This window comes from Microbacterium sp. KU4F, from assembly GCF_056868075.1.
Map to the genome: position 1 here is coordinate 1,985,777 of NZ_CP200324.1, position 22,324 is coordinate 2,008,100.

Below are 22,324 nucleotides of genomic sequence, written 5' to 3' on the forward strand. Positions count from 1 at the left end.
CTCCACCCACCCGCACGAAAGAGAGACCACATGAGAGCCGACGCCGTCGAGGCGGTGATCCGCGGGCTCAAGCGAGCCGGCGTCTCCGTCGCCACGTATCTGCCCGACTCGCTGCTGAAGGAGCTGTACCCGGCTCTGGATGCGGACCCCGACATCCGCACCATCCCGGTCACGAACGAGGGTGAGGGCGCCGCGATCGCCGGCGGCGTGTTCCTCTCCGGCAAGCGCGCCGTGCTGGTCATGGAGAACTCGGGGCTGCGCGCCGCGACCGAGCACCTCGCCCGCATGGGTCTCGGCGCGGGCATCCCCGTGGTCATGATCATGAGCTACCGCGGCGAGATGGGCGAGAACAACTGGTGGGCGATCCCGCACGGCATCACGATGGAGCCGCTGCTGAAGGCGCTGCGCACGCCGTACACGATCGTCCGCGACGTCGACCAGCTCGAGACGGCGATCGTCCGCGCCTACGACACCGCCTACGCGTCGTACTACCACGCCGCCATCGTCCTCGGAGGGGATCTGGTCCGATGAGCTACTCCCGATTCGAAGCCATGAAGCTGCTCGCCGCACGCCTTGCGGACGAGCTGGTCATCCTCTCCCTCGGCGGCGCCGTCGACGAGTGGTACAACGCCGCCCCGCACATGCGCGAGGCGAGCCTGTTCCAGCAGCAGCTCGGATGCGTGACGCCGGAGGCGTTCGGCCTCGCCGTGGGCCTGCCCCACCGCCGCATCGTCTCGCTCGACACCGACGGCGGCCTCCTGTTCAACCTCGGGATCCTCGCGACCCTCGGCAACGAGCGCCCGGCGAACCTGTTCATCGTCGTGTGGGACAACGAGCAATACCAGTCGATCGGGGGCCCGGCCACGCACACGGCGAAGGGTCGCGTCGACCTTGCCGCGATCGCCCGCGGCGCGGGTGTCGAGAAGGCGTTCACCGCCGAGACGCTCGAAGAGTTCGACGCGCACTGCGCGGCTGGACTCGCCGCATCCGAGCCGTACATCGTCGTCGCGAAGACCGACGGGATCCTCGAGCCCGGGATCAAGCGCAAGCACTCCGACGGACGCGAGGACAAGTACATCTTCGTGCGCCACGTCGAGGCCACGGAGGGCATCAGCATCATGGGCCCGAGCGAGCACAACTGATGGTCGCGTCTCAGATCGTGCCGGTCGCTCCACGAGCGTCGCAAGACGACGCCCTCGCGCCCAGGAGCGCGTGATGCCCCTGGTGCGCACCCCCGCCGCCGGCTACGACGAGATTGTGGTCGGCGGCGGGGCGGCCGGATGCGTGCTGGCGGCGCGCCTGTCGGAGGATCCCGCTGTCCGCGTGCTCCTGATCGAAGCGGGCGGCGACCACCGCGGCGTGCGCGAGATCCTCGAGGCCGCGCACTGGGACGCCCTCATCGGCGGGGCGTACGACCACGGCTACCGGTCGACGCCCACCCCGCACGTTCTCGGTCGCTCCCTCGCGATGCCGCGCGGCAAGGTGCTCGGCGGATCATCCTCGACGAATGCCATGCTCTGGTACCGCGGCAACCGCGCGGACTACGACGCGTGGGCGGATGCGGGCGCCGCCGGCTGGGGCTACGACGATCTGCTGCCGTACTTCCGCCGGTCCGAGTCCCGCGCCGGCGGCGACCGGGCGTACCGCGGGCTCACGGGGCCGATGCGGGTCGGGCCTCTCGCGCACGTGCACCCGATCGCGCACGCGCTCATCGCCGCCTCCGCCGAACGCGGCCTCCCGGTGATCGACGACGCGAATGCGGCGTCCAACGAGGGCGCGACCTACCCGGACTACAACGCGGTCGAGGGGGACGACGGATCCTTCGAGCGCTGGAGCACCGCGCGAGGCTATCTCGAGCCCGCGCTCGGCCGAGCGAATCTCGACGTGCTGGTCGATAGCCGGGTCCACGCGCTGGTCCTGACCGGAGACCGCGTCACCGGCGTGCGGCACACGGTCGGCGATGTCGCCGTAGAGACCGCCGCCACGCGCATCGTGCTGGCGGCCGGGGCGCTCGACACCCCGCGGCTGCTGCAGCTGTCGGGGATCGGGGACGCCGCGCGGCTCGCCGCATCCGGCATCCGAGCGATGCACCATCTGCCCGGGGTCGGCGAGAACTTCCAGGATCACCCGCTGATCCTCGGCATGAACTTCCGCGCCCGGGACGACCTCGGCCCGGTGATCGGCAACGGCGGCGGCGCGATGCTCAACTGGCGCAGCTCCTACGCCGAGACCGGCCCCGACCTCCACACGGTCGTCGCGCACGGCTCTCGCGGCGACGACGTGCTGCACGCGCGCCACGACCTGTCCGGGAATCGCGTGTTCGCCCTGGTCCCGGGCCTGTACCGCTCGCGCAGCGTCGGCTGGGTGCGGGTGCGCTCGGCGGATCCGGATGCTGCCGCCGACATCCATCCGAACTACCTCGCCGATCCGACGGATCTCGCAGCCATGGTCGAGGCGGTCGACGCCGTGCAGGATCTCGTCGCCGCATCCGCCTACGCCGATCTCGCGGAGGGCCCGATCACGCCGGCCGCAGGACTCGCGCACGCGGACAGGGTTCGGTTCGTGCGAGAGAACATCGGCACGTTCTTCCATTGCTCGGGCACCGCGCGCATCGGCACGGACGAGCTCGCGGTGGTCGATCCCGCGCTGCGGGTGAGGGGCCTCGAGGGGCTGTGGGTGGCGGACGCGTCGGTGATGCCCTCGATCCCGACGTGCAACACCCAGGCCCCGACCGTGGCGATCGCCGAGCGCGGCGCCGAACTCGTCGCCGCCGCTCGCTGATCCCCCGCCCCGGGCTTCTTCGCCTGAGTTCTGTTGGAGAGACCCGAAACGCGGTCCAACCGGCCCCGAAGCGGCGATTCGCGTCTCTCGAACACCGGCAAGCTCCGTTCGAGAGACCCGAAACGCCGACCGCACGCCCTCGGCACAACAACACGGGTCCTCGAACACGGGATGCGGGACACGGGTCCGGGACACGGGATGCGGCGACCGACTGGATGCGGCGACCGACGGGATGCGGCGACCACGCGTGCGCGATACCGCCGGAGGAAGCACGACCGGGCCGGTCCCCGACGCGCACAGCCCGGCGGCGCGCCTGTGCGTGCCCTATGGTCTGAGCCAGAGCACCCATCGTGGGGGGCTCGGAGGGGGAACGATCATGGACAACAGCGCACGCCCGACGGCGGTCACCGCATCCTTCTGGCTCTGGATCGCGAGCGTCGCGCTCTCGGCGATCTCGATCCTCACGTCGCTCGCGAACGGGAGCTACGCCGTGGTCGATGTCGGCGGCAACGCACAGGTCGCCGCCGCCGTGGGTCCTGCCGCGGCGATCATCGGCCTCGCCGTCGGGGCGGCGCTGCGCATCCTGTTCGCCGTCTACATGCTCCGCGGACGCAACTGGGCACGCATCGTGCTGCTCATCCTGGCGATCATCGCGGTGCTGGCCGGGCTCCCCGCCTTCGCCGCGGGCAACATCGTGGACATCCTCATCGTGCTCGTCGCAATCGCCGCAGCCGTGCTGATGTACCTGCCGGCTTCGAACCCGTACTTTCGTCGCCGTACCGCGGCCGCCTGACCGCGTCCCGGGCCTGTTCGCCTGTCACAGATCGACGGGTTCCCGTCGATCTGTGACAGGCGAACAGTGAGCAGGAGCAGGAGGATCAGCAGCGGCCGACGCCGGGACTCAGGGCTCGAGGAGGGCGTCGAGGGCGATGAAGGCGCCCTCGAACTCGCCGCGCAGGCGCGCCTTCGTGGCCGCATCCGCGAACGAGATGTCGATGCCGGCGAGCGCGATCCGCTTCGCCGCGGCCGCATCGACACCCAATGCCCTGAGTCCCTCGCGGTACTCCTTGCCGATGTCGGTGCGGAAGAACATCGCATCGTCGGTGGACACGCTGATCGTGAGCCCCGCGTCGATCATGGCGCGCAGTCGGTGCCCCTCGTCCAGGGTCCAGCCCGAGCAGATCGTCGTCGACACGGGCGTCGTCGCGAACCCGATGCCGCGCTCGAGCGCGAGAGCCACGACGGCCGGATCGTCGACGATGCGGTACCCGTGGTCGAGGCGGTCGCAGCCCAGCACCTCGATCGCCTCGCGCACCGCATCCGGCGTCGCCGTCGGCGTCTCGCCGACGTGCGCCGTCAGTTTCAGACCGGCGGATGCGGCCAGCCGGTACGCGGCCGCGAACCGGGTGGGGTCCTCGGTGTTCTCCGGGGTGAGGTCGTCCTGGCCGATGCCCACGACCTCCGGGATGCCGTGCTCGATCACCTCGCGCACCATCGCGACCGCGGACTCCGGGCTGTCGCGCCGGTTGATCGCGGCAACGATGCGGAACCCGACGCCGAAGTCGGCCTCGGCGCGTCGCAGGCCCGCGATGATCGGGTCCATCACGTCGCGGTAACCGATCCCGCGGGCGGCGAAGTACTGCGGGTTCACGTAGTACTCGCGGTAGCGGAGGTTGCCCTCGGCGACAGCGGCCCGCACACCCTCCCAGGCGACGCGCTCGAAGTCCGCCGGCTCGCGCAGCACGTCGTGCGCGGCGCGGAAGGCGACGAGGAACTCGGGCAGGTCGGCGAAGTCGAAGAGCGTCTCGGGGTCATCGCCCCACAGCTCCACGCCGTAGCGCGCGGCCAGCTCGATGAAGGTGGTCGCCGTCATGGTCGAGGCGAAGTGGCAGTGCAGTTCCGTCTTGGGCAGCAGCTGCAGGTAGTCGGCGTACGAGATCACGGTGTTCCTCCGGGTGTGCGGGGCCTGAGAACGCCCGCGCTCTTGACGACGAGAAGCCGGTACGGCTCCCCGTCCAGCGACCACCAGCGGTGCACGACGCCCCCGGGGAAGTGCACCGAGTCGCCGGCGGTCAGATCGTGCGCCTCACCGTCGAGCTCGATCCGGATGCCCCCGGCCACCACATAGAGGAACTCCTCCTCCTCGTGGGTGAAGCTCTCACCGGGCACGAGGGCGTCGGCGACGACCTCGACCGGGTGGAAGGCGCGCGCGTCGTGCGCCAGCATCCGCGCGGTACCGGATGCGAACCCCTCCGGCACGGCGCCGGATCCCGCGCGCTGGATCTCGATCGCGGATGCGGCCTCGCGCGGCTCGTCGGAGGCGGCGATCAGCTCGATCGGGCTCGTCTCCAGCGCCACCGCGATGCGTCGCAGCGACGCCAGGCTCGGCTGCGCGAGCCCCCGTTCCAGCTGGCTCAGGAACGGATGCGAGAGCTCGGTGGCGGCGGCCAAGCGCACGAGGGTGAGTCCGCGCGCCTGTCGCAGCTCGCGGATGCGGGCGCCCAGACGCTGGCCGGCCGCATCCTCGTCCGCGGCGATCGTGGCGACAGGGTCGGTCATGGTCCGAGGTTATGCGGCGGGCATCGCGACGCCGTGGCGCGCAGCATAGTCGGCGACGGCCGCGAGGTAGCCGGCGCGGCGAGCCGGTGTCAGCCACGAAGCCTCGAACGAGTTGATCGCGAACTGCACCAGATCGGTCTCGGTCAGCCCCGCCTGCTCGGCGAGCGCGACGTACGTGTCGCCGACGTAGGCACCGAAGTACGCCGGGTCGTCGGAGTTCAGCGTGACCTTGGCGCCCTGCCGGAGCAACCCCACGATCTCGTCCGCCTTCATCTGCTCGGTCACGAAGGAGTTCGACACGGGGCACGTGGTGAAGCCGAGCCCGCGCTCGATGGCGAGGGCGACGAGCGCCGGGTCCTCGACGATGTTCGTGCCGTGGTCGATGCGGTCGACCTGGATCTCATCGAGCACCGTGCGGATGTTGTCGATGGAGCCGGGCTGGTCGATGTCGCAGTGCATCGTGAGCAGGAAGCCCTCGGCGCGCGCCCGGGCGAAGACCTCGGCGAACTTCTCCGGCGGGTTGCCGCGCTCGTCGGAGTCCAGGCCGATCCCGAGGATCCACTGCTTGTAGGGCAGCGCCTCCATGAGCGTCGCGAAGGCGAACTCGGCGGAATAGTCGCGCAGGAAGCACATGATGAGCTCGGCCGAGATGCCGAGCTCGCGCTCCGCGCGCACCACGGCACGGCGATACCCGCCGATCACATCGGCGAAGGGCACTCCGCGACCGGTGTGCGCCTGCGGGTCGAAGAACATCTCGACGTGCACGACGCCCTGCGCCGCCGCCCGCTGGAGGTAGGCCCAGGCGAGGTCGTGGAAGTCGTCGGCCGTGACCAGGACCCGCATCGCCGGGTAGTACACCGCGAGGAAGCTCGTGAGGTCTGTGAAGTCGTAGGTGGCCTTCACCTCGTCGACCGTCTTCTCGGCGAGCTCGATGCCGTTGCGCTCGGCGAGCGCGAACTTGAGGTCGGGTTCGAGTGTGCCCTCGAGGTGCAGGTGGAGCTCTGCCTTGGGCAGGCCGTGCGCGAACGCGGTGAGATCGGTCATACCGAAGATCTTCCTGGAAGAGGCGGATGCGGCGCGAGCCGCGAGGGTCAGATGCCGGTCTGGGCGCGCATGCCCATGCGGGCGAGGACCACGTTCTCGACGATCTGGATGACGTTGTACAGCACGAGCGAGACGATCGTGACGAGCACCACGGACGTCCAGAGCGCACTGAACTGCGCCTGCGGGATGTAGCCGGCGATCGAGCCGCCGATCCCGCCGCCGACGGCGAGCCATTCGGCGAGCAGCGCACCGGTGATCGCACCGGGCACGGAGATGCGCACGGCGGCGAAGAACGCGGGAAGCGAGGACGGCATGGCGATCTTGCGCAGCTTGGCCCAGGAGCCGCCGCCGTAGACCTCGACGAGGTCGTTCATCTGCGCGGAGGCGGACTTGAGCCCGAAGGAGATGTTCACGAGGGCGGGGAAGAGCACGACGATCCCGCCGATGACGGCGACGGTCGCGATGTCGCGGCCGAAGATCATGATGATCACCGGCGCCATCGCGATCAGTGGCACCGAGCGCAGGAGCATCGCGACCGGCATGAGCGCGTGCTCGATGCCCTTGCTCAGCTGGAAGATGCTCGCCCCGAGGATCGCGACGACCAGTCCCGACACGAAGCCGATGAGCGAGTGCCCCAGCGTGACGGCCAGGTTTCCGAACATCAGCTCGCGGTTCGCCTCGGCTGCCGGCAGCGTGAAGAGGTAGTTCCATACGTCGATGGGGCCCTTGGCGATCATGGGCGAGACGTTGAGGATCGCCAGGACACCCACCCAGAGGGCGAGCACGCCCACGAGGGTGCCGACGAAGGTCACCATGCCCCAGCCGAACGCCTTCAGGGCACCGGACGCCACCTGCTTGCGCACTGTCACCTGGAGATCGGGCTTCCGGGCGGGCGGCTGCGGGCCGGAGGGCTGGTTCATGGCTTCGGCGGACTGCCGCGTGCCGGTGGCTGCGATGGCTGCTTCGGTCACTTGTGGGCTCCCTTCGACCAGGGCGCGATGAGGCGGGCGACGAGTCCGACGAGGGCGAAGCCCGCGAGGGCCACGGCGCCGGAGGCGAGGGCGAGGGCCCAGACGAGGGGCGCGTCGGAGTTCTGCTGCGCGAGGATCATGGCCAGCCCCACCCCGGCCTCGATCTTGCCGAAGAACTCACCGAGCACGGCGCCGAGGAAGGCGGCCGGGACGGCGATCTGCAACGCGTTGAGGATGGCGGGAAGCGCTGCGATGAGGCGCACCTTGCGCAGTTGCGTCAGCTTGCTGCCGCCGTAGACGGTGATGAGATCCAAGCTCGACCGGTCGGCCGACTTGAGCCCCAGCAGCGCTCCGACGACGGTCGTGAAGAAGACCGAGAGGGCGGCGAGGAAGACCGCGGTACCGCTGGGTTCGCCCGCTTTCGGAACGGGGAACAGCACGACGGCGAGCATGCCGATCGCGACGATCGGCACGCAGTAGGTCAGAATCGCGAACTGCATGGCCACGCCCTCGAACCGCGGAACGAGGAGAACGATGAACGCGAGGGCGAGGGCGAGCCCGTTCCCCCAGAGGTATCCGATTCCCGCCTCGACGAGGGTCACCGAGAAGTTGCGGGCGAAGTAGTCCCAGCCGGTCGTGATGTACGCCCCGATGACGTCGGGCGGGCTCGGGATGATCTGGCGGCCCGAGGGGTTGAGGAAGATCGTCGAGATCAGCCACCAGAAGGCGATGAGGGCGATCCCGCCCATGACTCCGATGAGCCATGCGGGGAGGCGGACGTCCTCCCACTGGACCGCCTTGCCCTTGGGCGATGCGTCAGTGGTCGTCATCTGCCGCGGCCCCTCCCGCTCCGAACAGGAGCTCAGAGGCGTGATCGACGTAAGAGTGGAACTCCGGGCTGCGCATCATCTCGGGCAGGCGCGGCCGCGGCAGGTCGATCGTCATGACCTCCTTGATGCGGCCGGGGCGCGGGCTCATCACGGCGACCTGGTCCGAGAGGAAGATGGCCTCGGAGATGCCGTGCGTCACCAGCAGCGTGGTCGCCGGCTTCTCCGTCCAGATCCGCAGCAGCTCGAGGTTGAGCTTCTGGCGGGTCATGTCGTCGAGAGCGCCGAAGGGCTCGTCGAACAGCAGGACCTCGGGGCGCATGATGAGCGAGCGAGCGATCGACACGCGCTGCCGCATCCCGCCCGACAGCTGCGCCGGCTTGGCCTTCTCGAAGCCGCGGAGCCCGACCAGGGCGATCATCTCGTCGATGTACGCCTTGTCGGGGCTCTTGCCCGCGATCTCGAACGGCAGACGGATGTTGGCGTAGACGCTGCGCCACGGAAGCAGCGCCGAGTCCTGGAAGGCGATCCCGAGCTTGTTCTCGCGACGCATCTCCTTGGGGCTCTTGCCGTCGACGCGAGTCGTGCCGCTCGTGGGCTGCTCGAGGCCCGCGAGGATGCGGAGGATGGTCGACTTCCCGCATCCGGACGGTCCCAGCAGCGACAGGAACGTGCCCTGGTCGGTGTGGAGGTTCGTGTCCTGAAGGGCGACGACCGACTTGCGGCCGGTGGTGAAAACCTTGTTCAGGCCGGTGATCTGGAGGCCGGTGCCGAGCGCGGCATCGGTCGCGCCGGTCTCGACGACAGTCTGGGTCACGTCGATGGCTGCTTTCGCTCGGGGTCGGTGGGTCACCGACGGGGGGAGGGGAGTACGAGGGCGCCCGCGCACGGGCGCCCTCGCGGGGTCAACCTGCGTACTTGACCAGGTCGGGGTTCTCGCTGTAGAGCTCCTCGAGGAGCGAGGTGTCGAACAGCTGGTCGGCGGTCACGTCGATGCCGGCCTCCGACAGGCTCTTGATCGTGGCGTCCTTGAGGTCGTCGGAGATCGTGAACAGGCCGTTCTCGGCGGTCTCGTCGGAGACGACGAGGTCACTCAGCTGGGCGGCGGCACCGGCCTCGGAGTTCTTCGGGTCGAGGTTGAGGTCCTTGCCGTAGTCCTCGTAGGCGAGACGCGCGCACTCGGCGGGGTCGGCGATCGCGTCGGTCCATCCCTGGATCTCGGCCTTCAGGAACGCCTTGACCTTCTCGGGGCTGTTCTTGATCATGTCCTCGGTCGCGACGAAGGTCTCCGCCGGGAACGCGAGGTTGTTGTCGGCGAAGGGCAGGTTGACCGTCTCGTAGCCCTCGTTCGCGACGATGATGGCCTCGTTGGTCAGGTAGGAGACGAAGCCGTCCACCTCGCCGTTCGTGAGGGGCGCCGGGTCGTACTGCACCGGGACGACCGTGACGTCGGACGTGGTCAGCCCGTTGGCGGCGAGGAACGCGTTGAACAGCGACGTGTTCGGGTCCTGCACACCGATCTTCTTGCCCTTGAGGTCGGCGACCGTGGCGATGTTGCCGCCGTCCTTCAGCGAGAGGATCGTGAACGGGTTCTTCTGGTAGGTCGTGCCGATGATCTTCAGCGGCGCGCCCTCGCTCGCGACGACGGAGCCGATGGCGACGGCGTCGCTGAGACCGAAGTCGGCGGATCCGGCGATCAGCTCGGTGGCGCTCGTGGAGGGTCCGGGCACCAGCGTGGCGCTGCTGAAGCCCGCGTCCGTGTAGTAGCCCTTGGAGTCGGCGAAGAACTCGCCGCAGAACTCCTCGTTCTTGATCCAGCTGAGCTGGATCGTGGTGTCGCCCAGGCCCGCGGCGTCGCCGCCGGAGGACGACGAGGATGCGGGGTCGCTGGATCCGGCACACGCGCTGAGCGCGAGGGCCGAGAGAGCGACGGCGGCGATGGACACGGCGACGCGCGTGCGGCGTGCGGTGAAGCGGGACATAAGCTGTCTCCCGGTTTGTCGGGTGGTGCACTTCGGGTGGTTGGGATGCCGGCGCCTCCCGTGCTCGGGTTCATCCCGGCGGCAGCGGTCTGCGTGACGAGTCCGACGCTAAGCGATGTAGATTTCACGAACACTGGCGGTCGTGTTTCCGCACCGTTACACCTGACCTATCCACAGGTCCGCGTCAAGAGGCTCATGCGAGCGCGCGCGGACCGATAGCCTGGCGGCCGTTCACCACAGCGAACACGTCCCCTTCAGCCTCCTCCGGCGGCACAGCCGTCCGAGCGCGCCCGAAAGCGAGTGCCATGCGTACCTCCCGCCTCCTTACCGCCACCGCCGTCATGGGGGCCGCCCTGTTCCTCGGCGGCTGTTTCCAGATCAGCGACCTCGGGGGCGGCCCCGAGGCGGTGCGCGACTCCGACACGGGCGAGATCACCGATGCCGGCAAGGCGGACGTCTTCACCCTCTCCGTGGGCGACTGCATGAACAACACCTCCAACGAAGAGGTGACCGACGTCCCGGTCGTGCCCTGCAGCGACCCGCACGACACCGAGGTCTACTACGAGTTCTCGCTGCCGGACGGCGAGTACCCCGGCAAGGACGAGGTGTACTCCGCCGCTGAAGAGGGCTGCTACAACGAGTTCGCGAACTTCGTCGGCATCGCCTACGAAGAGTCCACGCTGGAGTTCTCGTACTTCGCGCCCACCCAGCAGAGCTGGACCAGGGCAACGACCGCCTGGTCTCCTGCCTCGTCGTCGACACGGCGGAGCAGGTCACCGGCACGCTCGCCGGCGCCGCGCGCTGACCCATCGCACACGAAGGGGGCCGGGTCATCCCGGCCCCCTTCGTCGTTCGCGGCGTCAGGCGGGGTGGCGACCGAGTCGCTCGGCCACGCGAGGAAGATCCTCGTGCACGCGGATGGTCGCCTCCGGCGCGAGCGGGTTCGTCGAGACGCCCTCCTCGCTGACGAGACGGCCGCCCACATAGACCCGCTTGAGGTTGCGGGGCGTCATCGATAGCACGTAGCTGCGCACGGGGTGCCAGAGCGGCCCGACGTCGGGCTTGCGGGGGTCGACCACGACGAAGTCGGCGAACTTGCCGACCTCGAGGCTGCCCACGCGGTCGTCGACGCCCAGGATCGCAGCTCCCCCAGGGTGTGCAGGCGCAGGACGCGCTCCGGCATCATCGACAGCGGGTCCTTCGTGCGGGCGCGCTGCATGAAGATGCCCGCACGCATGTTCTGCCACGGGTCGGAGACGTCCGTGCAGGCCTGGTCGTCGAGTCCCATCCCGACCTTCATCCCCATCGCCAGCATCTCCGGCACGAGAGCGACACCGGAGGCCAGGCGACCGTTGGATGCGGGCTGCCACGACATAGAAGCACCGCCGGCGGCGGTCTGCTCGATGATCTCGGGCGTGGTCTGGATGAAGTGCCCGAACATCATGCCCGGGCCGAGCGCTCCCGCATCCCGGTACATGGCGAACTTCGACTGCTGCAGCGGCACGGCCTCGGGGGATTCGAGGAAGTGGGCCTGGTTGGTCACCCCGAAGCGGCGCATCGCCTCCACCTCGACCTCGGCCGCATCCGGTCGCGGCGACCACTGCACCTGGCCCATGATCGACGCGCCCAGCGCGAACGCCGGGTCCATCGCGCGCGAGTGCGCGACCTCGGCGGCGAACCGGTCGAAGATCTCCTCGTCGCTGCCGACGGTCGCATCCATGCCGATCGCGTCGACGAAGCGGATGCCGGCATCGAGGCAGCCGTCGGCCTGACGGGTGTGGTACTCGAGCCCGCGCATCGCGGCGTTGCCGACGCGCTTGCCGTCGACCATCGATTCCCAGGCCTGCAGCGGGTCGGTGAAGTTGTAGGCGGTGGTGACGCCGTTTCCGAGGAAGTCGAGGGCACCGTGCAGGGTCGACCAGTAGATGTCCTCGGGCGTCGCCGCGGAGGTCATGCCGAGCATCGAGTCGCACCATCCGTAGAGCGTCTCGCCCACGCCGAGACCGCGCAGCCCGCTCGTGAACAGGTGCGAGTGGCTCGACACGAACCCCGGGGCGACGAAGGCGCCGTCGACGTCGAGAACCTCGTCGGCCGTGACCGCGGGAACTCCCGACCCGAGCGCAGCGATCCGTCCGTCCTCGACGAGCATCCACCCGTCTTCGATGTAGCCGGCGTCCTCGGTGCCGGCGGGCACGGTGATGAGGCGGGCGTGCGTGATCAGCAGGCTCATGGGACTCCTGTTCGGTTCGGGGCGGACGACACGGATGTTGGTGACGCTAACACTGCGATGTTTCGCGCGCGTGGCGCCAAGCCCCCGCCCGAAGCGCGCTTCCGGTGCGCGAGGCGCGCTTCCGGTGCCGAACTGCGTCGCATCTGCGCAGATGCGCCACTTCTGCGCACGTGCGCCAGTTCATCACTGTGGCGGATGCGGAAATGTGTCGCTCTCGAGCCCGCGGCGACGGATGGGGCCGCACCCGACACCCCACATGGCCCCCCACACACGGCACACCGCCCCGCATCCGGCGTGGGATGCGGGGCGGCGGCGTGGGATGACTCAGCCCGCGTACGCGATGAGGTCGGGGTTCTCCTGGTAGACCTCGTCGAGCAGGCTCATGTCGAACAGATCGGACGCCTCCAGCGTGATGCCGGCCCCGGCGAGGCTCGCGATCGTCTGCTTCTGCAGGGCGTCGGAGATGGTGAACAGGCCGTTCTCGGCGGTCTCGTCCGTGGTGATGAGCGCGTTGGTGGCCAACAGTCCGGCGATCGTCTTGGCGGGATCGAGGTTCAGGTCGGTGCCGTAGACGTCCTTCGCGAGACGCGCACCCTCGTCGGGGTCGGCGAGAGCGTCGGTCCACCCGCGGATCTCGGCGACGAGGAATGCCTTGAGCATGTCGCGCCGGTTCTTCAGGGTGTCGTCGGTGACCGAGAACGTCTCCGCGACGAACGGCAGGCCGTTCTCGGCGAGCGGCAGGTTGGCCGTCTTGAACCCGGCCATCTCAACCGTGATGGCCTCGTTCGTGAGGTAAGCCGTGAAGCCGTCGACCTCACCGTTGGTCAGCGGCGCCGGATCGTACTGCACGGGGACGATGTCGACCTGGGAGGGGTCGATGTCGTTCGCCGCCAGCAGCGCCGAGAAGAGCGCCCGGTTGGAGTCCTGCACGCCGATGCGCTTGCCGATCATGTCGGCGGGCTTCAGGATGTTGCCCCCGTCGGCCAGCGACAGGATGGTGAAGGGGTTCTTCTGCAGCGTGGCACCGATGATCTTGATGGGCGCACCCTCGGTGGCCACCGCCGTGCCGGCCGAGACGGCATCGTTGATCGCGATGTCGGTCGTGCCGCTGAGCAGCTCCGCGACGCCGGTCGAGGGGCCGGGGATCAGCCGCACCTTTCCGAGGCCCGCCTCTTCGTAGTAGCCCTTCGAGTCGGCGAAGTACTCGCCGGCGAACTCCTCGTTGAGGATCCAGCTGAGCTGGAGGGTGACGTCGCCGAGACCGGCCCCGTCGGACGATCCGGATGCGGCCGGCTCCGCCGACCCGCCGGCGCAGGCGGTGAGGGCGGCGGCCGAGACGACGAGGCCCGCGAGGGCGACTCCCAGGCGGGATCGGTGGCTGCGTGACATGGGTGCTCCTGGTGGTGGATGGGTGGGTCAGGGGGTCGTCGCGACCGGTGCGGCGAGGTCGGCGACCATGCGGTCGGCGCGCTGGCGCAGGTCGCGTTTGCCGTCCGCGTCGAGCCAGCTCGCCTCGATCGCGTTGTCGGTGAAGGAGGCGAGGGTCTCGAGGCCGTACCCGAGCGCGTGAGCGAGGGCGCGGTAGTCGTTGGTGGGATCGGTGCCGAACATCGGCGGGTCGTCGGAGTCGATGGTCACGAGCAGCCCCGCATCCACCATCTGCTTGATGCGGAGGTGGCTGCCGTCGCCGCTGCCGGAGTAGCGGCCGATGTCGCTCGAGACGGGCGTGCAGGTGAAGGGGATGCGCTCCTCGACGCAGCGGCGTGTGATGTCGGGGTCGTCGACGACGTGATATCCGTGATCGACGCGGCTGCACCCGAGCAGGTCGAGGATGGTCTCGATGTTGTGCGGCGGCCCCGATTCGGAGTGCGCGGTGCGCTGCAGACCCGCTTCGCCGGCGAGGCGGAAGGCCTTCCAGAACTTCTCGGGTGGCCCGATCATCTCGGAGTAGTCGAGCCCGATCCCGATGACCTCGTCGTAGGGGTTGGCGATCATCGTCTCGACGAGCTCGGTGGCGGCCCCGGGGGTGTCGTTGCGGTTGAGGCCGACGATGAGGTTGCTGCGGATGCCGGTGTCGGTCTCGGCGTCACGCATCCCGGCTCGGACGCCGTCGATGATCGTGCGGTACCCGATGCCGGGGTGGCCGGGAGGGCTGAGGAAGATCTCGCGGTAGAGCACGTTGTGCGCCGCACCTCCCGCCGTCAGCGACTCGTAGGTGACGCGGTGGAAGTCGTCGGCGTGACGGAGCCCGCCACATCCAGCACGCGCAGGAACTCGTCGAGGTCCTCATAGCTGGCGTGGTCGAACAGGTTCTCCGCGGTGCGTCCGCCGTCGAGCACGACGCCGTGCTTGGCCGCAAGCTCGACGAGGGTTGCCGCCTGCACCGAGCCGATGAGGTGGCAGTGCAGGCTGACCTTGGGCAGGCCCCGCACGATCCGCTCGATCTCGGCCGTTGTGCTCATGGGCTCCCCGTGCTTCTAAACTGAGGGAGACGCCCTCGGCGATAACTGACAGCATTCATATTCGATGGATGCGATGACGAGAGCATTCGGCGAACGTTTCCGGAGCGTAAATTGAGCGATCCCTCCCTCGAGGCCGATCTCGGCTCGGTCGTCGGTGCCGAGATCCGGCGGCTACGGGATGCGGCCGGCCTCTCGACCCGCGAACTGGCGGCCGCAGCGGGGATGAGCCAGCCGTTTCTGAGCCAGATCGAGCGCGGTGCGAGCGCCCCCTCGATGGCGTCGGTCTACCGCCTCGCCCGCGCGCTCGGAGTGCGCCCCGGCGACCTGCTGCCGGCCGTGGGCGCCGACGAGGTCGATGTCGTCCGCGCCGGGGAGGGACGCCGCATCCCCGTCGCTGAGCGAGACGACGCGGCGCTCGGGCGCGCGCTGCTGTTGCGTGAGAGCTCGGCGCTCGAGGTCGTCGAGTACGCCTTCGGTCCCGACGAGTACATCGCCGAGTGGTTCGAGTCGCCCGGAGAGAGCGGCCTGTACCTGGTCTCAGGACGCCTCGAGGTGGACGTGCTCGGCGCCGGCACCTACGCACTCGGGCCGGGCGACTTCATCCGCTTCCCCGCGGGCGCCCGCGACCGCTGGCGTCTCGTCGGCGAGGAGCGTGTCGTCGCCCTCTTCGTCACGAGCGTCCCCCGCCCCCGCTGATCGCCCGGCGCGGTCTCCTGGGATCTCGTGCCCGAGTTGCGACGCAGGTGCGCAAGTGCCACACGAATGCGCACCTGCGCCAGTCAAACACTGTCGCGGATGCGGAAAGGTGTAGCGGATGCGGGCCCGGCGGCGCGGCCATCACCTGCCGGACCGCACCCCTGCGTCAGCGCACGCGGACGTCGGCGGCGAGCGCCAGCACGGACTCGGCGAGGGCGCGGATGCCGAGCGCCACGTCCGGGGCCGAGACGGACTCCCCCGGATGGTGGCTGATGCCGTCGGGGTTGCGCAGGAACAGCATCCCCACGTCGGTGATCGCCCCGATCGACATCGCATCGTGGCCGGCGCGGCTGAAGATCACGGCCGGGTCGGTGCCGCCCGGCGCATCGGCGGCACCGATGCCCTCGCGCACGACGTCCTGCAGGAGCGGCGCACACATGACGGCGGCGGCGCTGTGCACTTCGCGTGAGCTCCAGCGGAGCCCCCGGCGGCCCATGATCACGTCGAGTTCGCGGGAGAGCTCGTCCCACACGTGGTCGCGGGTCTCGTCGAACTCACCGCGCAGGTCGAGCGAGAAGCGCGCCTCGCCGGGCACGACGTTCACCGCACCCGGATAGGCCTCGAGCTGGCCGACGGTGCCGATGATGTGGTGCTCGTCGCGGCAGATGCGCTCGACGGCGAGCGCCGCCTCGCTCGCGCCCAGCAGCGCGTCGCGGCGCATGTCGTAGGGGGTGCCGCCAGCGTGGCGGGCTTCACCTTCGACGACGAGCTGGAAGCGACGCGCGGAGGCGATCGAGGAGACCACGGCGAGCGGCTCACCGCGCCGGTCGAGCTCCGGTCCCTGCTCGATGTGCGCTTCGAGGTACCCGATCAGCTCGTCGGGTCGTCGGGCGGCCTCACCGATGCGCGCAGGGTCGAGTCCGAACTCGAGGAAGGCCTGTCGCAGGCTCGTGCCGTCGGCATCCGTCAGCGCCCACCAGTCCTCGTCCCACAGTCCCGCCACCGCCGACGACCCCAGCAGGGCCTTGCCGAAGCGCGTGCCCTCCTCGTCCGAGAACGCGACGACCTCGAGGGCGAACGGGAGGGCGACGCCGAAGCGTCCGTCGCCTACCGGCGTCCGCAGAAGCCGGGCGATCTCGAGTCCCATGAGCACACCGACGATCCCGTCGAATCGCCCCGCATCCAGCACGGTGTCGAGGTGCGAGCCGATGATCAGCGCGGGCGCGTCGGGGTCGAGCGTGTCGCCGACGATGCGGTCGAGCCGGCCGATCTGGTTGCCGGCCGCATCCTGGCGCGTACGCATGCCGAGCTCGCGCATCCACTCGGCTGCGAGGCGGTTCACGCGTGCGTGCTCGGGCGAGAGGTAGACCCGCTCGATACGGCCCGGCGTCGCCGTGACGCGCGCGAGCTCGTCGCACCGCGCCATCACGCGACGCGCGGCGGCCGCGATGCGATCGGGCGACACCTCCAGCATCATGCGCGCCCCGCGAAGACGTCGGATGCGGCCTCCACCCCGCCGCCGGCGGGAACGGCGACGCCGTGGCGGCGCAGCACCGCCTCCAGTGCGGCCAGCGTGGTGAGCACCGTGTCCTTGCGGGCGTTGTAGCCCATCGTGCCGATGCGCCACACCTTGCCGTGCAGCGGGCCGAAGGATGTCCCGATCTCGATGCCGAAGTCCTCCAGCATCGCGGCGCGGGCGGTATCTCCGGGCACGCCTTCGGGGATGTACACGGCCACGACGTTGCTCATCTTGTGCGCCACGTCGCCGAAGACGGCGAGACCGAGCGCCTCGACGCCGGCGAGCATCGCGCGGCCGGCGAGCTCGTGCCGGGCGATGACCGCGTCCCGGCCCTCGATGAGCAGCAGACGCGCGCACTCGCGGGCGCCGTAGAGCATGCTCGTCGCCTCGGTGTGGTGGTTGAGCCGGCGCGGACCCCAGTAGTCGAGGATCATGCCGAGGTCGAAGTAGTTGGAGCGCACGAAGTCCGGGGCGTCTTCGTCGCCCGCCTCGCGGATGCCGGCCTCGATCCGCTTGCGCGAGCGGATGACCTCGACGGCGCGCTCGCTCAGCGTGATCGGAGCGGAGCCGCTCGGGCCGCCCAGGCACTTCTGCAGGCCGGCGGTCGCCGCATCCAGTCCCCAGGCGTCGGCCTCGAACGCGTTGCCGCCCAGGGACGCGGTGGCGTCCGAGTAGAAGAGCACGCCGTGCCTCTGGCAGATCGCGCCGATCTCCTCCAGCGGCTGCAGCATCGTGGTCGACGTGTCGCCCTGCACGAGGGCGAGAAGCGTCGGCTTCACCCGGACGATGGCCTCCTCGATCGCCGCGGGGGTGAACACCTGCCCCCACTCGGTCTCGATCGTGTGTACCTCGGCGAGCGCGCGTTCCGCGATCTCGGCGAGCAGGTGCCCGAAGCGTCCGAACACGGGCACGAGCACGCGGTCCCCGGGACGGATGAGGCTGACGATCGCGGCCTCGATGCCGGCGCGCGAGGTGCCGTCGACGAGCAGGGTCGCCTCGTTCTCGGTGGCCCACACCTGGCGGTACAGCTCCTGCGTCTCGTTCATCGTGTGGGTCATGAACGGGTCGTACTGGCCCACCAGCGGCGCCGACATGGCGCGCAGCACGGACGGGTAGGCGGAGATCGGCCCCGGCCCCATGAGCAGGCGGGCGGGCGGGTCGATCGGGAGGGTGTCGGTCATGAGTGCTTCCTGGATGATCGCGGTCAGAGCGCGGCGAGGCGGCGACCGAGACGGACGAGGGCGATGTCGGTGCCACTGCGCGAGACGAGGCAGACGCCGACGGGTGCGGGCCCAGCTGCCGAGCGGACGGTCAGCAGCGGGATCGAGAGGGCGGGGGTGCCGGCGACAGCCGCGGGCGTCGTCATGCGCAGCGTCGCCTGGCGCACCGCATCCACCTTCGCCGGGTCGGATGTGCGCATGGGCGCGGGGCCGGGCACCGTGGGCAGCAGCAGCACGGCGCTCTGCAGCAGCGACTGCACGCGCTCCCGAAGCGGTTCGAGCGCCTGTCGCGCGACGCGCTCCGCGTCGGCCGTGACCTCGCTGGCGATGCGGAACCGCTCGGCGACCGCCGCACCCGTGGAGCCCGGGTGCGCGCGCAGCCAGTCGCGGTTGTTGCGCCACGCCTCCGCTGCCTGCACGGTGCGGAACGGTTCGAAGTACTCGTCGAGATCGCCGATCGAGACCGTCTGGACCTCCGGCGCGTTCTCGGATGCGGCCAGCCGCTTGACGTACGCGTCGAACGCCGCCCGAGTGTCGGGCTCGACGTGCGTCAGCACCTCCTCGGGAACGGCGAAGCGCCACGGCAGGTCGCCCGCGGATTCGCCGAACACGCTCTCGGTCGACTCGGAGCCGTCGTAGCTCAGGCACCAGTCGACGACGCGCTGGAGGGTGTTGCCGTCGCGCGTGAGCCAACCGATCGTGTCGAAGGACTGCGCGAGGGGCAGCATCCCCTGACGCGGCACGAGGTTGTGGGTCGTTCGCAGCCCCCACAGTCCCTGGTACGACGCGGGCACACGGACGGACCCCGCGGTGTCGGTGGCGAGTCCCACCTCCGCCTGCCCTGTCGCGACGGCGGATGCGGGCCCGCTCGACGAGCCGCCCGGCAGCGCCCCCGGAAGCGCACCGTTGGGCGGGGTGCCGTAGTGCGCGTTGTCGCCCGCGATCGAGTAGGCGAACTCGTCGGTGCGCGCGATGCCGCGCAGCGACGCCCCGCCGCGCAGCAGATCGGCGACGGCGGGAGCCGTGGTGGACTCCGGCCTCGCCGTTTCGAGGAAGGTCGGGTTGCCCGCACCGATGCGGTAGCCCTTGATGGCGAAGAGGTCTTTGACGGCGACGTTGAGCCCCTCGAGCGGCCCCTCCCACGCCCCTTGCCACAGCGGGTCGCCGACCGTGCGCCAGACCGATCGGTCGAGCGCCTGCGCCTTGCCCGTCACGTGCGCGGCCTCGATGACCCATCCGCTCTCGCCGCGGCGCCACAGCTGGGTCTGCAGCCCCGTGCCACCGCCGGTGAACCGCGACACCGATACGAGCAGCGCGAGATCATCGGCGAGCGGACGGTACTCGATGCGCTGGATCGTGCGCGGCGCGACTCCGCCGCGTACGCCCCGGAAGGCGCTGATCACGTCGTGGCCGACGAGCAGGCCCGCCGCATCCCCGCGCAGCGTCTCGTCGCCGGGGGCGAACATCTCGTCGAGCACCGCGAGGTCGTTGTCGAGGATGGCACGCTCGTAGCGGTCGAAGGCGGCGCGGAGGTCGGCGGGGATCTCGCTCATGCCCGATCCTCCGCATCCGTCGCGGAAGATGGATTCGCGAAGTCCGACTCGCGGATGCGGGCATGCACACCGCACACGATGTCCACGACCTGCGAGATGTCGAAGTCGGTCGCGGCCGAGAGGTACGCGTAGGCGAGGTGCTCTGCCATGCCGTACCGCGCCTGAAGCAGGGTGAGTGCCGCGCGTACGCAACGGCGCATCGCCTCGCCGAGGTCGGGGTCGAGCCCCGTGGGGACGAGGTACTCGTCGGTGCGCACGAGCGGACCGAGGAGCTCGCCGAACTCGGCCAGCGCCACCGCACGCGGCACGACGTCGAACCGCAGGGTGGCCCGCAGCGACGCCTCGAGCGCGGTGAGCGCGACCTCGCCGTCGCCCTGCGCGAAGTGCGGATCGCCGACGTACGCGAGCGCGCCCGCCACCTGCACCGGCAGGTACAGCACGGCGCCCTCGGTCAACAGCTTGATGTCGATGTTGCCGCCGTGCGCGCCGGGCGGCACGGAGTGCGGGCGGTCGTCGCCTGCGACGGCCACCCCCATCGTGCCGAGGAACGGCGCCAGCGGGAAGGTCACCGCGGCCGGTCCCCCCTCGATCAGCGGCAACGCGCCCACGAGGGCGCCGTCCTGCTCCACGACGGGGGTGAACACGCTCACGTTGTGCTCGCCGCGGGGCAGCTTCGCCCACGAGCGCACCCTTTCCGTGACGATTGCTGATCACTCCGTAGGGCACCCGGGGCTCGAGCCGCACGACCGTGATCTGCAGCAGGTCGCCGGGCTCTGCGCCGGCGACGTGGATCGGCCCGGTCACCACGTGCGGGCCGTCGGCGATCACGTCGCGCGAGAGGGATGCGGCGATCGCCACCGCATCGTCGAGCACCTGCTCGGCCGCGACGCCGTGCGCGCCGAAGAACGCGAGGGGGTCCTTGCCCTGGTCCTCGAGGATCCCCTCGTGACTGACGGTGTCGACCGTGACGGTGGCGCCGGGCTCGATCCGGAGCACGGGCGCGTCGGTGGCGCAGGGCAGCCGGCCCCAGAAGACGTTCTCGACGGCGGCGGGAAGATAGTGCTCGCCCGTGACGTCGCCGACGCCCGGCTGCAGGATGGGTGTGCTCACTGGCGCTCCTCGTCGATTGCCGCGATCAGCTCGCGCCCGGTGCGCGCGAGCAGGCCCTCGCCGCGACGGTACACCGGCTCCCCGTGCAGCCAGGTCTCGGCGACCACCCCGGTGAGACGCGCGCCGTCCCACGGCGACAGTGGATTGCGGTACTCGAGGGCGGCCGCATCCACGGTGAACTCCTCGTCGGGCGCGAAGATCGCCAGATGGGCGGGTTCGCCGACCGCGATCGTGCCGCGGGAGCCGAGTCCGCCGATCCGCGCGGGCCCCGTCGTCATGAGCGGCAGGAACGCCTCGAGCGGGATGCCGCGCTCGCGCGCTCTCGTGTGCACGCTCGACAGCCCCGTCTGCAGGCCCGAGATCCCGCCCCACGCGAGGCCGAAGTCGGGCTCGCCCTTGAGCTCGGGGGTCGCGGGCGAGTGGTCGCTGACGATCGCGTCGATCGTGCCGTCGAGGACGCCCTGCCACAGCAGGTCCTGGTTGGCGAGGTCGCGGATCGGCGGGCAGCACTTGAAGGATGCGGCGCCGTCGGGGACGGCCGCCGCATCCAGGGTCAGATAGTGCGGGCACGTCTCGATCGTGATCCGTACACCCTCGGCCTTGGCCGCTCTCACGTCGTCGAGCGCCGTGCCGTCGGAGACGTGCACGATGTGCACACGCGCACCCGTGCGCCGGGCGGTCTCGATTACGAGCTGGATCGCCGCCCGCTCGCTGGCGGGCGGGCGGGAGGCGAGGAAGTCCGCGTAATGCACACCGAGCGCGCCGTCGGCGTGCAGGTGGGCGGGGTGCTCGGCGTGGACGATGAGCAGTCCGTCGAAGGCGGCGAGCTCGGTGAGCACCTCGTCGAGCTGCTCGGCGCCGAGGTGTCCGAACTCGTCGATGCCCGACGGGGAGAGGAAGCATTTGAAGCCAACGACGCCCGCCTCGGCGAGCTCCCGCAGGTGCCCGATGTTCTCGGGCACGGCGCCGCCCCAGTAACCCACATCGACGGCCAGGCGCCCGGTCGCTGCGGCGCGCTTCGCGGCGAGCGCATCGGGCGAGGTGGTGACCGGGATGCTGTTGAGCGGCATGTCGAGCACGGTCGTGACGCCGCCCGCGGCGGCCGCCGCCGTCCCCGTGTCGAAGCCCTCCCAGCTCGCCCGGCCCGGGTCGTTCAGGTGCACGTGCGAGTCGACCAGTCCCGGCAGCAGCACGAGATCCTCCGGCAGAACGCGTTCCGCGTCCGGATCGAAATCTCCGATCCCGCTGATCCGCCCGTCGGCCACGGTCACGGTCGCGGGGCGGAAGGCCCCGTCGAGGAACACACGTCGCGCCGCGATGACGGCGGATGCGGGGGTCGTCATGCCGACAACGCTAAGTGCTCCACATTT

At 70.2% G+C, this 22,324-nt stretch carries 19 protein-coding genes and 3 pseudogenes; 6 read left to right on the forward strand and 16 right to left on the reverse strand.

The features are described from left to right. The first annotated feature begins 30 nt into the window (after positions 1-30). The 4 genes from AC1VNH_RS10115 (at position 31) to AC1VNH_RS10130 (ending at position 3,574) form a co-directional block, all read left to right on the forward strand. A complete protein-coding gene (locus AC1VNH_RS10115; protein ID WP_137418374.1) occupies positions 31-531 on the forward strand; it encodes a thiamine pyrophosphate-binding protein in 501 nt (166 codons plus the stop codon). Then, the gene (locus AC1VNH_RS10120; protein ID WP_483111207.1) at positions 528-1,142 is read left to right on the forward strand and encodes a thiamine pyrophosphate-dependent enzyme; all 615 of its coding nucleotides are present in this window, start codon (positions 528-530) and stop codon (positions 1,140-1,142) included. The genes AC1VNH_RS10115 and AC1VNH_RS10120 overlap by 4 nt, the downstream gene beginning before the upstream one ends. 73 nt (positions 1,143-1,215) lie before the next feature. Next, positions 1,216-2,781, forward strand: coding sequence for a GMC family oxidoreductase (locus AC1VNH_RS10125; RefSeq protein ID WP_483111209.1), 1,566 nt, complete (start codon positions 1,216-1,218; stop codon positions 2,779-2,781). 376 nt (positions 2,782-3,157) lie between these two features. Beyond that, the gene (locus tag AC1VNH_RS10130) at positions 3,158-3,574 is read left to right on the forward strand and encodes a hypothetical protein (RefSeq protein ID WP_483111210.1); all 417 of its coding nucleotides are present in this window, start codon (positions 3,158-3,160) and stop codon (positions 3,572-3,574) included. Between the two features lie 108 nt (positions 3,575-3,682). Here the strand turns inward: AC1VNH_RS10130 and add (AC1VNH_RS10135) are convergent, their stop codons facing one another. The 7 genes from add (AC1VNH_RS10135) to AC1VNH_RS10165 all read right to left on the reverse strand — a co-directional run bounded on the left by add (AC1VNH_RS10135) (position 3,683) and on the right by AC1VNH_RS10165 (position 10,164). Beyond that, a complete protein-coding gene (gene add / locus AC1VNH_RS10135) occupies positions 3,683-4,723 on the reverse strand; it encodes an adenosine deaminase (protein WP_483111211.1) in 1,041 nt (346 codons plus the stop codon). Beyond that, positions 4,720-5,340: a helix-turn-helix domain-containing protein gene (locus AC1VNH_RS10140; protein ID WP_483111213.1), complete on the reverse strand. Its 621-nt coding sequence runs from the start codon at positions 5,338-5,340 to the stop codon at positions 4,720-4,722. Before AC1VNH_RS10140 ends, add (AC1VNH_RS10135) begins: the two co-directional genes overlap by 4 nt. Positions 5,341-5,349: 9 nt before the next feature. After that, positions 5,350-6,384, reverse strand: coding sequence for an adenosine deaminase (add, locus tag AC1VNH_RS10145; protein ID WP_483111215.1), 1,035 nt, complete (start codon positions 6,382-6,384; stop codon positions 5,350-5,352). 47 nt (positions 6,385-6,431) lie between these two features. Then, on the reverse strand, positions 6,432-7,355 hold the full coding sequence (locus AC1VNH_RS10150; RefSeq protein WP_309734434.1) for an ABC transporter permease: 924 nt from the start codon (positions 7,353-7,355) through the stop codon (positions 6,432-6,434). Next, positions 7,352-8,185 carry an ABC transporter permease gene (locus AC1VNH_RS10155; RefSeq protein WP_483111216.1) on the reverse strand — a complete coding sequence of 278 codons (834 nt, stop codon included), beginning with the start codon at positions 8,183-8,185 and terminating at the stop codon, positions 7,352-7,354. Before AC1VNH_RS10155 ends, AC1VNH_RS10150 begins: the two co-directional genes overlap by 4 nt. Then, the gene (locus AC1VNH_RS10160) at positions 8,172-8,999 is read right to left on the reverse strand and encodes an ABC transporter ATP-binding protein (RefSeq protein ID WP_483111218.1); all 828 of its coding nucleotides are present in this window, start codon (positions 8,997-8,999) and stop codon (positions 8,172-8,174) included. The genes AC1VNH_RS10155 and AC1VNH_RS10160 overlap by 14 nt, the downstream gene beginning before the upstream one ends. Positions 9,000-9,087: 88 nt before the next feature. Continuing rightward, entirely contained in the window at positions 9,088-10,164 is a 1,077-nt protein-coding gene (locus tag AC1VNH_RS10165; RefSeq protein WP_483111220.1) for an ABC transporter substrate-binding protein, read from the reverse strand. Between the two features lie 341 nt (positions 10,165-10,505). Here AC1VNH_RS10165 and AC1VNH_RS10170 point away from each other — a divergent pair. After that, positions 10,506-10,877: pseudogene (locus tag AC1VNH_RS10170) on the forward strand (septum formation family protein); the annotation flags it as partial. 147 nt (positions 10,878-11,024) lie between these two features. Here the strand turns inward: AC1VNH_RS10170 and AC1VNH_RS10175 are convergent. The 4 genes and pseudogenes from AC1VNH_RS10175 to add (AC1VNH_RS10190) all read right to left on the reverse strand — a co-directional run bounded on the left by AC1VNH_RS10175 (position 11,025) and on the right by add (AC1VNH_RS10190) (position 14,856). Then, a complete protein-coding gene (locus AC1VNH_RS10175; RefSeq protein ID WP_483111221.1) occupies positions 11,025-11,282 on the reverse strand; it encodes an amidohydrolase family protein in 258 nt (85 codons plus the stop codon). Then, on the reverse strand, positions 11,174-12,394 hold the full coding sequence (locus AC1VNH_RS10180; protein WP_483111222.1) for an amidohydrolase family protein: 1,221 nt from the start codon (positions 12,392-12,394) through the stop codon (positions 11,174-11,176). The genes AC1VNH_RS10175 and AC1VNH_RS10180 overlap by 109 nt, the downstream gene beginning before the upstream one ends. A gap of 324 nt (positions 12,395-12,718) precedes the next feature. Further along, positions 12,719-13,783, reverse strand: a complete 1,065-nt coding sequence (locus AC1VNH_RS10185) for an ABC transporter substrate-binding protein (RefSeq protein ID WP_483111224.1) — start codon at positions 13,781-13,783, stop codon at positions 12,719-12,721. A gap of 27 nt (positions 13,784-13,810) precedes the next feature. Continuing rightward, positions 13,811-14,856 (reverse strand): annotated as a pseudogene (add, locus tag AC1VNH_RS10190) (adenosine deaminase). A 111-nt stretch (positions 14,857-14,967) separates the two neighbouring features. Between add (AC1VNH_RS10190) and AC1VNH_RS10195 the strand changes: the two are divergent. After that, positions 14,968-15,552: a helix-turn-helix domain-containing protein gene (locus AC1VNH_RS10195; protein ID WP_483111225.1), complete on the forward strand. Its 585-nt coding sequence runs from the start codon at positions 14,968-14,970 to the stop codon at positions 15,550-15,552. A 166-nt stretch (positions 15,553-15,718) separates the two neighbouring features. Here AC1VNH_RS10195 and AC1VNH_RS10200 read toward each other — a convergent pair whose 3' ends face one another. The 5 genes and pseudogenes from AC1VNH_RS10200 to allB form a co-directional block, all read right to left on the reverse strand. Then, positions 15,719-17,029 (reverse strand): allantoate amidohydrolase, encoded by a 1,311-nt coding sequence (locus AC1VNH_RS10200; RefSeq protein WP_483111227.1) that lies wholly within the window; start codon positions 17,027-17,029, stop codon positions 15,719-15,721. Continuing rightward, entirely contained in the window at positions 17,026-18,252 is a 1,227-nt protein-coding gene (locus AC1VNH_RS10205) for a pyridoxal-phosphate-dependent aminotransferase family protein (RefSeq protein ID WP_483111228.1), read from the reverse strand. The genes AC1VNH_RS10200 and AC1VNH_RS10205 overlap by 4 nt, the downstream gene beginning before the upstream one ends. A gap of 23 nt (positions 18,253-18,275) precedes the next feature. Further along, the gene (locus tag AC1VNH_RS10210) at positions 18,276-19,844 is read right to left on the reverse strand and encodes an AtzH-like domain-containing protein (protein WP_483111229.1); all 1,569 of its coding nucleotides are present in this window, start codon (positions 19,842-19,844) and stop codon (positions 18,276-18,278) included. Continuing rightward, positions 19,841-20,954, reverse strand: a pseudogene (locus tag AC1VNH_RS10215) (acetamidase/formamidase family protein). Before AC1VNH_RS10215 ends, AC1VNH_RS10210 begins: the two are co-directional and overlap by 4 nt. Then, positions 20,951-22,297: an allantoinase AllB gene (gene allB / locus AC1VNH_RS10220; RefSeq protein WP_483111230.1), complete on the reverse strand. Its 1,347-nt coding sequence runs from the start codon at positions 22,295-22,297 to the stop codon at positions 20,951-20,953. The pseudogene AC1VNH_RS10215 and the gene allB overlap by 4 nt, the downstream one beginning before the upstream one ends. Positions 22,298-22,324 lie beyond the last annotated feature (27 nt).

Coding starts and splice junctions, on each gene's coding strand:
- AC1VNH_RS10185 (WP_483111224.1), bottom strand. CDS start 13,783: ATGTCACGCAGCCACCGATCCCGCCTGGGAGTCGCCCTCGCGGGCCTC.
- add (WP_483111215.1), bottom strand. CDS start 6,384: ATGACCGATCTCACCGCGTTCGCGCACGGCCTGCCCAAGGCAGAGCTC.
- AC1VNH_RS10210 (WP_483111229.1), bottom strand. CDS start 19,844: ATGAGCGAGATCCCCGCCGACCTCCGCGCCGCCTTCGACCGCTACGAG.
- AC1VNH_RS10120 (WP_483111207.1), top strand. CDS start 528: ATGAGCTACTCCCGATTCGAAGCCATGAAGCTGCTCGCCGCACGCCTT.
- AC1VNH_RS10205 (WP_483111228.1), bottom strand. CDS start 18,252: ATGACCGACACCCTCCCGATCGACCCGCCCGCCCGCCTGCTCATGGGG.
- AC1VNH_RS10130 (WP_483111210.1), top strand. CDS start 3,158: ATGGACAACAGCGCACGCCCGACGGCGGTCACCGCATCCTTCTGGCTC.
- allB (WP_483111230.1), bottom strand. CDS start 22,297: ATGACGACCCCCGCATCCGCCGTCATCGCGGCGCGACGTGTGTTCCTC.
- AC1VNH_RS10200 (WP_483111227.1), bottom strand. CDS start 17,029: ATGATGCTGGAGGTGTCGCCCGATCGCATCGCGGCCGCCGCGCGTCGC.
- AC1VNH_RS10165 (WP_483111220.1), bottom strand. CDS start 10,164: ATGTCCCGCTTCACCGCACGCCGCACGCGCGTCGCCGTGTCCATCGCC.
- AC1VNH_RS10140 (WP_483111213.1), bottom strand. CDS start 5,340: ATGACCGACCCTGTCGCCACGATCGCCGCGGACGAGGATGCGGCCGGC.
- AC1VNH_RS10115 (WP_137418374.1), top strand. CDS start 31: ATGAGAGCCGACGCCGTCGAGGCGGTGATCCGCGGGCTCAAGCGAGCC.
- AC1VNH_RS10180 (WP_483111222.1), bottom strand. CDS start 12,394: ATGAGCCTGCTGATCACGCACGCCCGCCTCATCACCGTGCCCGCCGGC.
- AC1VNH_RS10155 (WP_483111216.1), bottom strand. CDS start 8,185: ATGACGACCACTGACGCATCGCCCAAGGGCAAGGCGGTCCAGTGGGAG.
- AC1VNH_RS10125 (WP_483111209.1), top strand. CDS start 1,216: ATGCCCCTGGTGCGCACCCCCGCCGCCGGCTACGACGAGATTGTGGTC.